The organism is Roseivirga sp. UBA1976 (assembly GCF_002336325.1).
In the GTDB taxonomy this organism is placed as follows: domain Bacteria; phylum Bacteroidota; class Bacteroidia; order Cytophagales; family Cyclobacteriaceae; genus Roseivirga; species Roseivirga thermotolerans.
Window position 1 is genome coordinate 19,438 of record NZ_DDDQ01000044.1, and the last position, 16,431, is coordinate 35,868.

11 protein-coding genes and 1 CRISPR repeat array are annotated in these 16,431 nt (G+C 42.1%); of the genes, 10 read left to right on the top strand and 1 reads right to left on the bottom strand.

What is annotated here, in order from left to right:
• The first annotated feature begins 490 nt into the window (after window positions 1–490).
• The 10 genes from B3763_RS04915 to trhA all read left to right on the top strand — a co-directional run bounded on the left by B3763_RS04915 (window position 491) and on the right by trhA (window position 15,217).
• Complete coding sequence (locus B3763_RS04915) at window positions 491–1,810, top strand: NAD(P)/FAD-dependent oxidoreductase (protein ID WP_286744284.1); 1,320 nt, start codon at window positions 491–493, stop codon at window positions 1,808–1,810.
• 82 nt (window positions 1,811–1,892) lie between these two features.
• Window positions 1,893–2,945 (top strand): sensor histidine kinase, encoded by a 1,053-nt coding sequence (locus B3763_RS04920; RefSeq protein ID WP_189628750.1) that lies wholly within the window; start codon window positions 1,893–1,895, stop codon window positions 2,943–2,945.
• 11 nt (window positions 2,946–2,956) lie between these two features.
• Window positions 2,957–3,679: a LytR/AlgR family response regulator transcription factor gene (locus tag B3763_RS04925; protein WP_286744287.1), complete on the top strand. Its 723-nt coding sequence runs from the start codon at window positions 2,957–2,959 to the stop codon at window positions 3,677–3,679.
• A gap of 307 nt (window positions 3,680–3,986) precedes the next feature.
• The gene (gene cas9, locus B3763_RS04930) at window positions 3,987–8,195 is read left to right on the top strand and encodes a type II CRISPR RNA-guided endonuclease Cas9 (RefSeq protein ID WP_286744288.1); all 4,209 of its coding nucleotides are present in this window, start codon (window positions 3,987–3,989) and stop codon (window positions 8,193–8,195) included.
• A gap of 71 nt (window positions 8,196–8,266) precedes the next feature.
• Window positions 8,267–8,842 (top strand): transposase, encoded by a 576-nt coding sequence (locus B3763_RS04935; RefSeq protein WP_286744290.1) that lies wholly within the window; start codon window positions 8,267–8,269, stop codon window positions 8,840–8,842.
• 67 nt (window positions 8,843–8,909) lie between these two features.
• Window positions 8,910–9,806 carry a type II CRISPR-associated endonuclease Cas1 gene (cas1, locus tag B3763_RS04940; RefSeq protein ID WP_286744291.1) on the top strand — a complete coding sequence of 299 codons (897 nt, stop codon included), beginning with the start codon at window positions 8,910–8,912 and terminating at the stop codon, window positions 9,804–9,806.
• Between the two features lie 29 nt (window positions 9,807–9,835).
• Entirely contained in the window at window positions 9,836–10,141 is a 306-nt protein-coding gene (gene cas2, locus B3763_RS04945) for a CRISPR-associated endonuclease Cas2 (RefSeq protein ID WP_189628756.1), read from the top strand.
• Between the two features lie 54 nt (window positions 10,142–10,195).
• Window positions 10,196–12,013: a CRISPR direct-repeat array (repeat unit 36 nt; unit sequence CCTCAGCTAAGATACAATTTGAATGCTAGTCACAAC).
• A gap of 131 nt (window positions 12,014–12,144) precedes the next feature.
• Window positions 12,145–13,773 carry a mechanosensitive ion channel family protein gene (locus tag B3763_RS04950; RefSeq protein WP_286744295.1) on the top strand — a complete coding sequence of 543 codons (1,629 nt, stop codon included), beginning with the start codon at window positions 12,145–12,147 and terminating at the stop codon, window positions 13,771–13,773.
• A complete protein-coding gene (locus B3763_RS04955) occupies window positions 13,770–14,570 on the top strand; it encodes an ion transporter (RefSeq protein ID WP_189628758.1) in 801 nt (266 codons plus the stop codon). Before B3763_RS04950 ends, B3763_RS04955 begins: the two co-directional genes overlap by 4 nt.
• Window positions 14,567–15,217, top strand: coding sequence for a PAQR family membrane homeostasis protein TrhA (gene trhA / locus B3763_RS04960; RefSeq protein ID WP_286744298.1), 651 nt, complete (start codon window positions 14,567–14,569; stop codon window positions 15,215–15,217). The genes B3763_RS04955 and trhA overlap by 4 nt, the downstream gene beginning before the upstream one ends.
• Before the next feature lie 5 nt (window positions 15,218–15,222).
• On the opposite strand, the gene B3763_RS04965 is transcribed toward trhA, so the two are convergent.
• Window positions 15,223–16,230 carry an RluA family pseudouridine synthase gene (locus B3763_RS04965; RefSeq protein WP_286744300.1) on the bottom strand — a complete coding sequence of 336 codons (1,008 nt, stop codon included), beginning with the start codon at window positions 16,228–16,230 and terminating at the stop codon, window positions 15,223–15,225.
• Between the last annotated feature and the right edge of the window lie 201 nt (window positions 16,231–16,431).

Consider the following 16,431-nt stretch of genomic DNA (forward strand, 5'->3'; position numbering starts at 1 on the left):
CCACACCAAGGCATTAACAGGCGAGTCGGTGTGGACACCAATTCCGGCCAGAATTTAGCGAGTAAAGTCATCTTTCTATGCTGAACAAAATCAAAAGCCGATCCCTTTCCATGCTGAGCGAAGCCGAAGCATCTGTTTAACCTACTAGCTTGGTAGATTCCTCCTCAAAGTCCGGACTAGAAAAGGGAACGTAAGAAGTAGCTACAAAAAAATAGTGCTGCCGCAACCGCGGACAGCACCATCTTCAACCAAAACATTAAAATCAACACTGTATCTAACACCTCAACGTCAGGCTCGTTAGCCTGACTTCAACCATCGATTTTAATTGCCTTTTTCTGACTTTATAACGGCAGCTAAGAACTGCTATTATAACCGTCTTCTTATTATTTGCTCTTTTAACACTTTTTGACATACCAATGTTCCCACAAAAACTCACAAGCATGCGAACCGAAACATTTTGCCCAATGTTATGCTTCCAAACCCACAGGCTATGAGCAGCTTTGAACATCTCCACCTGGAGATTCCGAAGTCCGACAAGCAAAGAATCGTAATAATAGGCGGAGGCTTTGGCGGCATTCAACTGGTAAAAACCCTTCAAAAATCCAACTTCCAAATTGTACTTCTCGATCGGCACAACTACCATACATTTCAGCCCTTGTTGTATCAGGTAGCCACAGCCGGTTTAGAGCCCGACTCTATTGCGGGAGCTTTGCGTCAGCTTTTTGCCCGGCACAAAGACTTTTACTTTCGTATGGCTCGCGTTACCGGGATAGACTCGGAAAGAAAGGTAATTAAGACCCTGGTGGGGGAGTTAGAATATGACCTTCTGGTAATAGCCAACGGATCTAAAACCAACTATTTTGGCGATAAGGAAATGTACAATCGTACGTTTCCGATGAAGCAAATTCCACAGGCGTTGGATTTGCGCAGCCACATGCTTCAAAACTTTGAACAAACGGTGCTTTCTAAAGAAGATGAAGAAAAAGACCGTCTGACCAACTTTGTAATTGTGGGTGGAGGCCCTACCGGTGTGGAAGTAGCGGGGGCATTGGGCGAGCTCAAAAAGCATGTGTTGCCAAACGACTATCCTGATATTGACTTCGACATAATGAAACTGCACCTGGTAGACGCAGGCCCAAGACTGCTGGCGGGCATGTCTGAAAAATCGAGCGCCAAGGCCGAGTTATACCTCAAAGATTTTGATGTTGACGTTAGGCTTAACACTCGCCTGGTCTCTTATGATGGTAGAGATGTGGTGCTAACCGATGGCACCGTTATTCCGGCCAAAACTGTCATATGGGCTGCCGGGGTTACGGGCAATATTATGGACGGTTTGCCAAAAGAAAGCATTGGCGGTGGACGAATAATTGTGAACGAGTTCAATGAAGTAAAGGGTCTGCAAGATGTATTCGCCCTGGGAGATATTGCTGGTATGTATACTGCGCAAACTCCTAAAGGACACCCCATGGTGGCTCCCGTGGCCATTCAGCAAGCCACTAACCTCGGCAAAAACCTTATGCGGGCACAAAAAGGCAAACCGCTAAAACCGTTTGTATATAAAGACAAGGGCTCAATGGCCACCATTGGCCGTAACCGCGCAGTGGTAGACCTCCCTAAGTTTCATTTTGGTGGCTTGTTTGCCTGGATGGTCTGGATGTTCATTCACCTAATGTCTATTGTGGGTTTTCGAAACCGATTGGTCATTTTGGCCAACTGGGTGTGGAATTACCTAACCTACGACCGCGGCACCAGGCTCATCATTCGTACCTTTGTTAGAAACAAAGACTACAAGCCGGGAGATACGCTCTGATTTCCAGCCATATTGGTTGTTTACCTCTTGCAACAATGCTTTGTTTTGATTGGGCAGGTTTGCTTATTTTTCGGGTTCTACCATGGGCAAGAAAAGACTATACTGGATTCTCCAAATACTCGGCTGGGGGCTCTACTTTGGCTCCAACTTTATCTCTCAGGGCTTAGATCCCTTTGAGCTGGGAGAAAAGGCCGTACAAAACCAGCGCACCGAGTTGGCCATTCATAGCCTATTCTTTTTTCTTACTACCCACGTCTTCATCAGAAACATAATTATTAAGCGCAAGTGGGTACAAATCAACATTGCGCGGGTAATTCCCAGAATTTTAGGTGTCATTCTTTTGGCTTCTATACTGGCCAATCTGCTCACCTTTCTCATGTACTATGTGTTTGGCACCCGATCGTTCAACGACCCAAGCCTGGTTACCGAGGTACTTCTACTCTTTGCTACCTCCATTGTGCTTTTCATTCTCTGGTCCACGGTATACTTTCTCTATCACTACCTGGAAAGTAACAACCGTTCGCTCAAGTATGAGGCGGCCATGAACGAAATGCACCTCAACCAACTCAAAGCACAACTCAACCCGCATTTTATTTTCAACGCCCTTAACAGCATGCGCGCGCTGGTAGACGAGGAGCCCGCTAAGGCCAAAATTGCCATCACACAACTTTCTAACATATTGCGCAACTCGCTCATTACCGATAAAAAAAGAGTAGTAAATTTTAGAAATGAGCTGAACACGGTAAAAGACTACCTTGCGCTTGAGGGTATTCGATTCGAAGAGCGTCTGAAAGTAAGGTATCGCATAGACCCCAGCTCCGACCGATTCGATGTACCCCCCATGATGCTACAAACCCTGGTAGAGAATGCTATCAAACACGGGGTTTCTAACCTGATGGAGGGTGGCCTTATTGAAATTCAGTCGGCAGTACACGATAGCATACTGGTTATAAAAATCAGAAATAGCGGCCAATTGCTTCCGAACAGAAAAAAAACCAGCACCAGAAGCGGTGTAGGTTTGGTGAACACCAAAGAAAGGCTGAAATTGATTTATGGCGATGCCGCCACATTTAATATTTATAACGAAAATGATAAGTTTGTTGTGACTGAAGTGAAAATACCTCAGCGCATTTAAATATAAATTCTATGAGAGCACTTATTGTAGATGATGAAAGACTGGCTCGTAAGGAGCTTACCAATCTTTTGCAGGAATTTCAGGAAATAGAAATTGTGGGCGAAGCCGTGAATGCTGAGGACGCGGAAGAAAAAATTAATGCCTTAAAGCCCGACCTGCTGTTTTTAGACATTCAAATGCCCGGTAAAACAGGTTTTGAATTGTTGGAATCGCTCGACTCTGTCCCGGATGTTGTATTTACCACCGCATACGATGAGTATGCCCTAAAGGCATTCGACTACAATGCCATGGACTACCTGCTTAAACCAATTGAGCCAGACAGACTCAAAGAAACGGTTCAAAAACTAATTAACCGCAACAGCAAACCCAAGGCCACTACCGAAAGCAACCCTCAGAAGCTGGGACCAAGCGATAGGGTGTTTGTAAAAGACGGAGACAAATGCTGGTTTGTAAAGCTGGAGAACATCCGCCTGTTCGAGTCAGATGGTAATTACATTAAAATATACTTCGACAACTATAAACCCATGATCCACAAGTCGCTCAATGCACTGGACGAAAAGCTGGACGACCGTTCGTTTTTCCGTGCCAGCCGCAAACACATTATTAACCTTACCTGGGTAGAAAGCATAGAATCTTGGTTCAATGGTGGGTTAATGGTTGTGCTGCGTGGAGGAGACAAAGTAGAAGTGAGCCGAAGACAAGCCGCCCGCTTTAAAGAAATGATGAGCCTGTAGTGCTCCAATAGTCGTGTGGAATGGAACCTGACCCTGGCGGAAACGTCAGGGTTTTTTTGTGGAAAATCAAGTTCCGGAAACCCTGAGACCTGAATCCCCAAACGTGTTGAATTTTAGGCGCACTTTGATAGTTTATATTTTTTAGCGAAATTATTTCACCTAAATACCCGAAGACTCTCAAAGACTAAAAAAGAAAGCGACCCGTAAAGGCCGCTTTAAATGTTTTCACAACGGAATAATCCTTATTGTGACTAGTATTCAAATTGTATTTGAATATAAACAGAACTTTTTAAATATAAAATAGCACATGATAAAAAGAGTATTAGGACTTGACTTAGGCACTAACTCCATTGGGTGGGCTTTAGTTGAAGAAAAAAGAGGTTCCGACAAGAAACTTTTGGATGGCCGAATCATAAAACTTGGCGTACGAGTGAACCCCTTAACGGTAGATGAGAAAAGCAATTTCGAAAAGGGAAAGCCTATTTCCACTAATGCAAACCGAACATCAAAAAGAAGCTCCAGAAGAAATTTACAGCGGTTCAAGCTAAGAAGAGAACATTTGTTCAACTCTCTTTTAAAAGCTGGCATAATTACCAGAGATTCTATTTTGGCTGAAAATGGAAATGGAACAACTCACCAAACTCTACGGCTCAGAGCAAAAGCGGCCCGAGAAAAAATTGAATTAGAAGAATTAGCCAGAGTGCTTTTTGCCCTTAATAAAAAGAGAGGTTATAAAAGTAGCAGAAAGACAAAAACCCAAGAAGACGGTGTAGCCGTTGATGGCATGTCAACCGCAAAAATACTCTACGATAACAACCTGACACCGGGACAATTTGCCTTAGAACAACTAAAGGAGGGTAAAAAATACATTCCAGACTTCTACCGATCAGATCTACAAGAAGAGTTTGATAGGGTCTGGCTTCATCAAAAAGCGTATTACCCAGAAATACTTACGGATGCTCTTTATAAAGAACTCAAAGACAAGAATAAAAAACAAACCTGGGCAATATGCAAAGAACCGTTTTCCATTGAAGGCATAAAGTTGAATGGAAATAAACATGAGCAAAAAGTTCAGCGATATCAGCTCCGGGTAGACGCCCTATCTCATCAACTTTCTCTCGAACATCTGGTTATCGTTCTTCAAGAAATCAATAGTGATAAAAATAAGTCGAGTGGATATTTAGGTGCCATATCTGACCGAAGCAAAATTTTATATATCAATAACCAAACTGTAGGTGAATATCTGTGGAAACAGATCGAAGAAAATCCTCATATCGCACTTAAAAACCAAGTTTTCTATCGCCAGGATTACCTTGATGAGTTCGAAAAAATCTGGGAAACTCAAACCAAATTTCATAAGGAATTAAACCCTGCGCTTAAAGAAGAAATACGTGATACGATTATTTTCTATCAGCGCAAGCTCAAATCACAAAAAGGCCTGCTGAGTTTCTGCGAGTTTGAAAGCTGGGAAGCCATAAAAAGAGACAAGGAAGGTAAACCCATTCTAAATAAAAGTACGGGGCAACCCAAAATGCAAATCACTGGCCACAGGGTTATTCCCAAATCTTCTCCCTTATTCCAGGAGTTCAAGATTTGGCAAAATATCAATAACCTTAGATTCATCCCCAAAAATGAAGGGACAGAGGGGCAGTACACTTTAGGAGAAGAAGATAAACAACTGCTTTTTGACGAACTCAATATAAGAGGGAGTCTATCTGAAAAAGAAGTATTAAACGTTTTGGGACTTTCTGATAAAGAGTGGAAAACAAACCAACCTGTACAAGATCGAAATAAGAAAACTGTTAGGCCTATAGAAGGCAACCGCACCAACCAAGCTTTGTACAACGTTTATCAGGCGATTGCAGAGAGAGAGGGCTATGGTTTTGATTGGTCAATCAAGTCGGCCTCAGAAATAAAAGCTGAGCTAAAAGCCATCTTTCCAGAGATTGGCATTGATGCGGAAATTTTGGATTTTGACGCTAACAAGGAAGGAGAGCCATTTGACAAACAGGCGAGTTACCAACTTTGGCACTTATTGTATTCTGCCGAAGATGACCACAAGATTAGTGAAGAAGATAGGCTGGTCTATGGCAATTCCGATGTCAACTTAAAAAAGACCCTTCATTCAAAGTATGGCTTCAAACCAGAATACGCCATCATGCTTGCCAATATTTCTTTACAAGAAGATCACGGCAGTCTATCTGCAAGAGCCATAAGAAAAATATTACCCTTTCTTCAGGCAGGTCATATCTATTCTGAAGCCTGTCAACTTGCGGGCTATAACCACTCCAATAGTTTGACAAAGGAAGAGCGGAAAGCTAAGGGTTTAAAAGGCAAGCTTGAAGTATTGCCCAAAAACAGCTTGAGGAACCCAGTAGTAGAAAAAATCCTAAACCAAATGATCAACCTGATTAATCAGGTATGTGATGAATATGGTAAACCAGATGAAATAAGAATAGAACTGGCCAGAGAGCTCAAAAAATCGGCCAAAGAAAGGGAAGAAGCCATAAGTTCAATCAATACGGCAACCAAAAAAAATGAAGAAATCCGTAAGATTATCCGAAAAGACTTTGGTTTTACCCCTACCAAAAACGATGTCATAAGATATAGGCTCTGGCAAGAGCTGCAGCACAATGGAGGCAGAACAATCTTCACCAACCAAAAAATTGAATACCGTGAACTCTATTCAAAGAACATAGACATTGAACACATCATACCAAAAGCCCTGTTGTTCGATGATTCCTTTTCAAACAAAACACTTGCCTTCAGAAGTGTTAATCTAAAAAAAGGAGACCGTACGGCCATTGATTTCATAGAGGAAGACTATCTCAGTGAAGTGAACGCCTACAAAAATAGAGTAGAAATGCTTTATAAGGCTGAAGCCATTAGTAAAGCCAAGTACCAGAAGTTGCTCATGCCGGCTAATAAGTTACCCGATGGTTTTATTGAAAGGGACCTGCGAAACAGTCAGTATATAGCTAAGAAAGCCAAGGCTATGCTAGAAGAAGTATTTGAATCGGTAGTTCCTACAACGGGGAGTATAACAGATCAATTGCGAGCTGATTGGGATTTGATCAATGTGATGAAAGAACTCAATCTTCCAAAATATAAATCGCTTGGCTTAACGAAAGTAGAAAAAAGATGGGATTCGGGTCGTGAAAAAGAAAAGGAGGTAGAAGTAATAAAAGATTGGACTAAACGCAACGATCACAGACATCATGCCATGGATGCCCTTACAGTGGCTTTTACTTCGCACAACCATATTCAATACATCAACTACCTCAATGCCAGAAGAGATGAAAACCATAAAAAACACTCTAATATAATGGCCATTGAGCAACTGATTAAAAAAGACCGGAAGTTTGAGCCACCTATGAATAATTTCAGGCAAGAGGCCAAAAAACATCTTGAGCAAATACTTGTTTCGTTTAAAACCAAGAATAAGGTTGTCACACAAAATATCAACAAAGCAAAAGGAAGTCACAAAAACCGAATCCAACTTACACCTCGGGGGCAATTGCACAAAGAAACCGTGTATGGACAAATCCTACGCCCATCAAAAAAGCCAACCAAGCTCAATTCCAAATTTAGCATTGAGCAATTAGCGCTAGTGGTTCACCCTGAGCAAAAAGCCATTGTAGAAGCGCATTTGGAAAAGTTTAATAAAAGCCCAGAGTTGGCCTTTAGTACAAAAACGCTAAAAAAATCTCCTCTAGAGTACAAAGGACAGCCTTTGAAAGAAGTCTATTGTTTTGAGATCATTTACACGATTCGAAAAGAAGTAAACCCTGACAATTTCAAGGATCAAAAGAGTATTGAAAAGGTAGTTGATGTCAAACAGCGAGAGTTGTTGAAGTCAAGGCTTGCAGAATCTGGCGGAAACGCCAAAGCAGCTTTTTCTGATTTGGATAAAAACCCTATTTGGCTCAATAAAGAAAAAGGAATTCGTATAAAACGAGTAACCATAACAGGGGTTAGTCAGGTAGAAGCTCTTCACAACAAGAAAGACCATTTTGGTAAAGAAATTCTGGATGAGAATGGCAACTCTCAACCAGCTGATTTTGTCAGCACAGGCAATAATCATCACATCGCAATATTCCGAGACAAAGAGGGCAAACTTCAAGAAAGTGTTGTTTCCTTTTATGAGGCAGTTGCAAGAATTAACAATGGACTACCCGTTATTGATAAAACCTTAAATGCTGATATGGGTTGGCAATTCCTTTTTACAATGAAACAGAATGAAATGTTTGTGTTTCCCGGAGAGGACTTTGATCCTAGTGAAGTAGACTTATTGGATGAGAAGAATTCGGCACAAATAAGTAAACACCTTTTCAGAGTGCAAAAAATAGCCAGTAAAAATTATTTCTTCCGTCATCATCTGGAGACAACTGTAGAAACCATTAAGGTGTTAAATGGGGTAGCTTACCACTCTCAATTGGGTCTGAATAGTATTGAGGGCATTATAAAAGTGAGAATAAACCATTTGGGAAAAATCGTTCATGTAGGAGAGTATTGAAATTGCTCTTGGCAAGCTTAGAACTTTCCAAGAGATCAAAGTTCTTAACCATAATTGAAAAGACACGGCACATGCAAACAGAAAAGTACTATCACATTTATAATCATGCCAATGGAAGAGACAACCTTTTTATCTCCGTAGAAAACTATGAATACTTTCTTAGGCAGTGGACCAAATACATTAATCCGATTGCCAACACCCTGGCTTACTGCCTAATGCCCAACCATTTTCATTGTTTGGTTCTGATAAAGGATCAAGAGGAGATAGAAGCATCTTTTGGAAAGTTTGAAACTTTCCAAAAGCTAGAGTACCGCCTAAGTAAGCAGTTTGCAAGTCTATTCAGCAGTTATACACAGGCTTTTAACAAACGGCATAACCGAAAGGGAAGCCTTTTTGCCCCTAACTTTAAAAAGAAGGAGATTACTTCGAATGACTACATCTCCAAAGTAATTGCCTATATACACACCAACCCTATTCACCATAGGTTTGTACAAAACATAAAAGACTGGAGGTTTTCAAGTTATCAGAGCATTCTATCGGATAAACCGACACAAGTCAACCGACAAGAAGTGCTTAATTGGTTTGGTGGCAAAAACGCATTCGAAGACTTTCATCAGTCATATATAAACACATTACCAAGTGAATAAGACACGAATATTTAGACGCTAACCTTCCAAAAGTTTAGAGTTTTAGGAAGGTTCAAACGAACCGCATATGATAAAACGCACACTCTTATTTGGCAACCCGGCTCACCTTTCTACCAGCAAAAACCAATTGGTTGTCAAATATCCGAATGCCGACCAAAAGAAAACTATGCCCATTGAAGATATAGGTGTGGTTTTATTGGAACATCCTCAAATCACCATTAGTCATACATTGATAAGCAAGCTTTTGGGCAATCAAGCGGCCATTATTACCTGCGATGCTCATCATTTACCTCAAGGTTTAATGTTGAATTTGAATACGCACCACAAGCAAGTTGCACAAATGAGCAGTCAGCTAGCCGCTACAGACTCCTTAAAGGGCAAGTTGTGGAAACAAACCATTAAGGCGAAAATCCGGAACCAGGCGGCATTGCTCAAAGCCAATGGTATTCCGGCAGAAAACATGGAACACTGGGCAAGAAAAGTGCAGAGCGGTGACCCAGATAACCTTGAAGGAAGGGCTGCAGCATATTACTGGAAAAGCCTTTTCACTGACCTTATAAAAAACTTTAAAAGAGGCCGTTTTGAAGGAGAGCCCAACAATCTTTTAAATTATGGCTACGCTATTCTGAGGGCCTCCGTTTCACGCTCACTGATGGTCTCGGGTCTTTTGCCCACCATTGGCTATCATCATCATAACCAGTACAATAGTTACTGCCTAGCCGATGATGTAATGGAACCATACAGGCCTTTTGTGGATCAACTGGTATTGGAATTAGTAAGAACCGAAGACAACTATGCTGAACTCACCCCAGCTCTGAAGCAAAAGCTCTTACAAATTCCTGTTCTTGATGTGAAGATAAATGGCTTAACCAGTCCATTAATGACAGCGCTGCAACAAACTACATCCAGTTTGCAAAAGTGTTATTCCAAGGAATTGAAGGAAATCAAATTCCCCAGCTTTTGAGTTTTGACAGGCTTAATCAATATAGAGTCATGTGGGTAATGGTTCTCTTCGATCTACCGACAGAAACCAAAACCGACACCCGCAATTATCGGAAGTTTGTGGATATGCTGGAAAAAGATGGCTTCACTCGTTTTCAGTTCTCCATTTTTCTCAGGCATTGCTTAAGTATGGACAATGCAAAAGTTCATATGAAAAGGGTGAAAATGAACCTTCCACCCAAAGGACATGTGGGTATTTTTCATATTACGGATAAACAGTTTGGCATGATGGAAGTATTTATCTCGGCCAAAAAAGAAGAATTGCCCCAGCCAACCCAGCAATTAGAGCTTTTCTAAAAGCGAGAACCCCCTAGCTAAGTCTCTGAAAATATGAGGCTTAACTTGGGGTATCCTCAGCTAAGATACAATTTGAATGCTAGTCACAACGCTTTGAAATGCACTTTAAACCACCTGTAACCTCAGCTAAGATACAATTTGAATGCTAGTCACAACACCCTGCAGTAAGGGCATGGAGAAGTTTTTCCTCAGCTAAGATACAATTTGAATGCTAGTCACAACATGTTCTCAAGGCTAGATCTGGCGTGCAATCCTCAGCTAAGATACAATTTGAATGCTAGTCACAACGGAGTCTGTTTATGTAGAAGCTGAAGATCCCCTCAGCTAAGATACAATTTGAATGCTAGTCACAACACCCGCGTTGGCAGTCTGGTAACACATAACCCTCAGCTAAGATACAATTTGAATGCTAGTCACAACCGCCAAAGATTTGAATGTGCCCGTTATAGCCCTCAGCTAAGATACAATTTGAATGCTAGTCACAACTGGCCTTTCAGAGTTGCTATGCGTTTTGCCCCTCAGCTAAGATACAATTTGAATGCTAGTCACAACTGTTTTTATGGGGCTCCTTCAGTTTTGTAACCTCAGCTAAGATACAATTTGAATGCTAGTCACAACTGATGAGCAGTTTGTTGCTGTGGTCCAACCCCTCAGCTAAGATACAATTTGAATGCTAGTCACAACTACCTACCACATCTCACTAAGCACAGCGAACCTCAGCTAAGATACAATTTGAATGCTAGTCACAACGGATATGACGGGTCTGTTGCGTTATGAAAACCTCAGCTAAGATACAATTTGAATGCTAGTCACAACAATTTACAATGAATATAAATAATTTGTTAACCTCAGCTAAGATACAATTTGAATGCTAGTCACAACACATGGTTCAGGCGCAAACCACCCTCGCCACCTCAGCTAAGATACAATTTGAATGCTAGTCACAACAACCGCCAGCCGACCTTCTTATAACTAGTTCCTCAGCTAAGATACAATTTGAATGCTAGTCACAACGGAGAGGGAAAGGGCTAAACAAATTGATTACCTCAGCTAAGATACAATTTGAATGCTAGTCACAACTACCATCGATAGATCTACTAAGCCATGAACCCTCAGCTAAGATACAATTTGAATGCTAGTCACAACAGCCTATCACATTCAGTCACCGGCTGAGTACCTCAGCTAAGATACAATTTGAATGCTAGTCACAACTAGGAGCTGGACATGTTGATGACATAGGTGCCTCAGCTAAGATACAATTTGAATGCTAGTCACAACTAGCACTCGGGATCTTATATGGCATCCATGCCTCAGCTAAGATACAATTTGAATGCTAGTCACAACTACAGATCCCTGATAGTGAGATTTGAGACACCTCAGCTAAGATACAATTTGAATGCTAGTCACAACTGTTGATAGTGATACCACTGACAATACTTACCTCAGCTAAGATACAATTTGAATGCTAGTCACAACTTGATATTTACGAGAACACTCCGACAGAAACCTCAGCTAAGATACAATTTGAATGCTAGTCACAACTCCTGTCGCGGTTGTTTTCATACTCCATTTCCTCAGCTAAGATACAATTTGAATGCTAGTCACAACTCCTAAGGACGAATTCAGATATACTGGTAACCTCAGCTAAGATACAATTTGAATGCTAGTCACAACCCGCGTTACGGTCAATTTTCTCTGTGGCCTCCTCAGCTAAGATACAATTTGAATGCTAGTCACAACAGGACGAACTGAAGCAATTCATACAGACCGCCTCAGCTAAGATACAATTTGAATGCTAGTCACAACAACAAAGGAGGGTTGGACTATTCCTCAAATCCTCAGCTAAGATACAATTTGAATGCTAGTCACAACTATTACGGGATTAGATTCTACCCAATTAAGTCCATAGGCTCCCTCACCCCAAACCCAAACAATATTTGGATTGCGTAGATAATCTTCCAACTTTATTGAGCAAACTTGCAAATGCTTTATATTGAAGAGTAATGAAAACGCTGCTTCTCCTTGTCAGTTTCTTTTGGCAAACGGCACAGCAACCGGTGGTTGTTGATAGTGCGGTACAACAAAAGACCATTCACCCTATGGTTGAAAAGGGTGGGTTTCCGGTAGATGCCGATTCTACCATCTTTCTGTTTAAAGGTATTGGCCCCTACTCTCTGGAAGAACGGGCAGCCCGCGTACGCGAGAAGCTCACCGCACTGGAAAACGTAAACCTGGATATTACTCCACTCAAAGTGGAGTATAATCAGGAGGTTAACGACATTCTGTACCAAGACCAAATTATACTGAGTATAAACGATGCCGATGCGCAGGCCCTGGGCCTTAGCCGCAGAGCTACCACAGAGTATTACAAAGACTTATTGAAGAATGCCCTTACTCAGGAAGAAGAAGGCTTTAGTAACCTGCTATTTGTAAATATTGGTATAGCCCTGCTCATTATAGGGCTGTTTATTTTTGGTTTAAAGTACTATAACCGCCTGTTCAGACTGCTGGCTTTTAAGCTACAGGCACAAAAAGGCAAGGTTTTTAAAGGCTTTAAGGTAAAGCAATATGAATTGCTCACTGTAGAGAAGCAACTGCTTATAGCCGGTTGGCTGCTCACTGTGGCGAAATATGCCCTACTCCTTTTTATTATTTATCTGCTACTGCCGGCACTTTTTGCTCTTTTCCCATGGACCCAAGGCCTGGCCAATAAGCTTATACACTATGTGGTAGACCCGCTGGTTGCCTTAGGCCACAAAATAGTGGGATATATCCCTAACCTGCTGTTTATCATAGTTATAGTGGTTATTTTAAAATACTTCCTCAAGTTGCTTAGCTTCTTTAAAAAAGAGGTAGCCACGGGCAGACTGGAAATTAAGGGCTTTTACCCGGAGTGGGCGAGCCCAACTTTTAATATTGTGAGGGCTATCTTTATTGCTCTTGCTTTTATTGGTATTTGGCCCCTGTTGCCCATGAGCAACTCAGAGATATTCAAAGGGGTTTCTACCTTTTTTGGTTTATTAGTAGCATTGGGTGGTGCCGGAGCATTCTCCAATATTATTGCCGGGTTGGTGATTACTTATATGCGGTCCTTTAAAATTGGCGACCGTGTAAAAATTGGTGAGGTAATTGGCGATGTGAAGGAAAAGGCTTTACTCAACACCAAAATAAAAACCATTAAAAACGAGATCATCACCATTCCCAATTCGCAGATGATCAACAGCCACACCATAAACTACACCACCGCCAATGAAGAGGAAGGCCTTATATTGCATACCACAGTAACTATTGGCTACGATGTGCCGTGGCGCGAAGTACACAAACTGCTGGTAGAGGCCGCTCTGGCTACTGAGCATATAAAGAAAAAGCCACATCCGTTTGTGCTGCAAACCAGCCTGGACGATTTCTATGTGAGCTACCAGCTCAATGCCCGTACACGTGAGATTCAGAAAATGGCACTAATTTATTCGGAGCTGCACAAAAATATTCAGGACAAGTTTAATGAGGCCGGGGTAGAAATTATGTCGCCACATTATGGCGCGCACAGAGATGGTAATCAAAGCACCATTCCGCAAAGCTATTTGTCGGAAGATTATAGAGCCCCTAGTTTCAGGATCAAAACTGAAGAATGAGTTTTAGAAAGAAGCTTTATATAATCATATTCGGTACAGATACACCAGCAGGTAAGGCTTTCGATGTCGGCCTGCTGATTGCTATTCTCATTAGCGTATTGGCCGTAATGCTGGAAAGTGTTTACAGCATTAACCAGCGCTATGGCATATTTTTTAAGTATCTGGAGTGGTTTTTTACGGTAATTTTTAGCCTGGAGTACATTGTGAGAATCTACGTAACCGACAAAAGAAGAAGGTACATCTTCAGCTTTTACGGACTCATAGACTTACTGTCTCTACTGCCCACTTACCTTAGTTTCTTTTTTGCCGGAACACAATATCTGCTCATTATCCGGGCTATGCGATTGCTGCGTGTATTCCGAATTTTAAAACTAGGCCGCTTTGTTGGTGAGGGAGAGCAACTGGGTAGGGCAATCAAAGCCAGTAGACACAAGATTACGGTATTTATGGGTACAGTGCTTATGCTGGTAATCATGCTGGGCACGGTAATGTATCTGGTGGAAGGTAGAGAGAATGGTTTTAGCAGTATTCCGCTGAGCATTTACTGGGCCATTGTTACGCTCACCACCGTGGGTTATGGAGACATTGCTCCGCAAACCATTCTCGGCCAAACCATAGCTTCTTTTGTAATGATTTTGGGCTATGCCATTATTGCTGTTCCCACAGGAATTGTTACCGTAGAGCTTCAGAAAGACCAAAACAAACAGAAAGAAAAAGCATGCCTGAAGTGCGCCTCGAAAGGCCACGACAGTGAGGCGCTATTTTGTAAATTTTGTGGAGAAAAGCTGCCGGTATGAAAAAGCCTGCAACTACAGAAGCCTATAGCCCAAAAGAGGAACTTGCCAATGCCCTTTCGCATGGTTTAGGCATATTGGCCGGCATTGGTGGAATGATTTACCTGTTTACTAAGCATCAGGAGATTGATTCCTCGGTGTTTTGGAGTTGTCTGGTTTTTCTGCTCTCCGTGGTCACGCTTTATCTGGCTTCAACACTCTACCACAGTGTGAAGAGTAAGAAACAGAAACTTCTGTTCAAAAAACTCGACCATATTTCTATTTACCTGCTAATTGCCGGCACCTTTACTCCCTTTTGTTGGGGGGTGCTGGGCCACACAGCACTGGGCAAAAACCTGCTTTGGGCCATTTGGCTAATTGCGCTGGCGGGTATTGTTTTTAAAGCTTTTTACACGGGTAAACTAGAAAAGCTCTCGTTGGCCTCTTACTTGGGTATGGGATGGCTGGGCTTTGTGATGTTCGATGAGCTGGCCACCGTGCTTAATGCTCAGGTGGTAAACCTTATGCTTTGTGGTGGGCTGTCGTATACAACAGGAGTCATTTTTTATGTCATGAAAAAGCTCCCCTTCCACCATGCCATATGGCATCTATTTGTGTTGGGGGGAACAGGGTTTCATCTGTATGCCATTCTTACCTACGTGGTGGGTTAGTAGCCCTATTCGTATTGTACATAGTTTTCCCACTTTTCAATTACCGCCCTGAAATCGTCCGGTAGCTCTGAGTCGAACTGCACAAACTTACCCGATACCGGATGCTTAAAACCTAGCGATTTGGCGTGGAGGGCTTGTCTCGGCATGAGCTTAAAGGCATTTTCTACAAATGCCTTATACTTAGAGAATTGAGTTCCTTTTAGCACTTTATCGCCTCCATAGGTAGCATCGTTAAACAACGGATGGCCAATGTGCTTCATATGTGCCCTAATTTGGTGTGTTCTGCCCGTTTCCAGATTACACTGAATGAGGGATACGTACCGAAGATCTTTCAGTACTTTATAGTGTGTAATGGCATTTCTTCCGCGAGAACCATCTTCAATGGCCACTGTTACTCGTCTGTCTTTTTCGCTTCTGCCCAAATGCACATCTATGGTTCCTTTCTCTTGTGTCGGCACACCCCAAACCAGCGCATAGTAGGTTCTTTCTATGCTATGATCGAAAAACTGTTTGGCCAGGCTATTCATAGCCTTATCGGTTTTGGCAATTACCAGAAGGCCCGAGGTGTCTTTGTCTATCCTATGCACCAGTCCGGGGCGTCCATCATTACCTTCCATGGTGGGCAACTGCTGAAAGTGGTAAGCCAATGCATTCACCAAAGTGCCTGTCCAGTTATTATAGGCCGGGTGCACCACCATACTCGCTTCCTTATTTACGACCAGTATATGATCGTCTTCGTAGGCAATATTGAGCGGAATATTTTCAGGAACTACATCGGTGTCACGCGGTGGCTCTGGCAGTTCCACCACAATTTCATCGCCCGGATGTACTTTGTAATTGGGTTTTACCTCTTTACCGTTTACCTTGACAAAACCATCTTTAATGCCCTGTTGCACCTTATTGCGGGTTACGTTGGGTAGTCGGTCCATCAAAAACTTATCGATACGATACGGCTCCTGGCCTGGGTCGCACACCAGTCTGTGATGCTCAAAAAGCTCTTCCTGTTCTTCCATTCAGCTACAAATTTAGGTCAATAATTGACAATCGCATTTGAGAAAATTCTATTCACCTCTCTTCTCGCTTGTTTATATGGGTGCCCAACTCAGAAAGGTTAACCAATTGGCGTATTTTGTATGTTTGCCTCATGAACTTTTCGGTGATCAACGAACGGCTTCCGATAGAAAAATTACTTCACCCGATTGCTGAAGAGAACC

Coding starts and splice junctions, on each gene's coding strand:
- B3763_RS04925 (WP_286744287.1), top strand. CDS start 2,957: ATGAGAGCACTTATTGTAGATGATGAAAGACTGGCTCGTAAGGAGCTT.
- B3763_RS04950 (WP_286744295.1), top strand. CDS start 12,145: ATGAAAACGCTGCTTCTCCTTGTCAGTTTCTTTTGGCAAACGGCACAG.
- cas2 (WP_189628756.1), top strand. CDS start 9,836: ATGTGGGTAATGGTTCTCTTCGATCTACCGACAGAAACCAAAACCGAC.
- trhA (WP_286744298.1), top strand. CDS start 14,567: ATGAAAAAGCCTGCAACTACAGAAGCCTATAGCCCAAAAGAGGAACTT.
- B3763_RS04920 (WP_189628750.1), top strand. CDS start 1,893: ATGGGCAAGAAAAGACTATACTGGATTCTCCAAATACTCGGCTGGGGG.
- cas9 (WP_286744288.1), top strand. CDS start 3,987: ATGATAAAAAGAGTATTAGGACTTGACTTAGGCACTAACTCCATTGGG.
- B3763_RS04955 (WP_189628758.1), top strand. CDS start 13,770: ATGAGTTTTAGAAAGAAGCTTTATATAATCATATTCGGTACAGATACA.
- cas1 (WP_286744291.1), top strand. CDS start 8,910: ATGATAAAACGCACACTCTTATTTGGCAACCCGGCTCACCTTTCTACC.
- B3763_RS04915 (WP_286744284.1), top strand. CDS start 491: ATGAGCAGCTTTGAACATCTCCACCTGGAGATTCCGAAGTCCGACAAG.
- B3763_RS04965 (WP_286744300.1), bottom strand. CDS start 16,230: ATGGAAGAACAGGAAGAGCTTTTTGAGCATCACAGACTGGTGTGCGAC.
- B3763_RS04935 (WP_286744290.1), top strand. CDS start 8,267: ATGCAAACAGAAAAGTACTATCACATTTATAATCATGCCAATGGAAGA.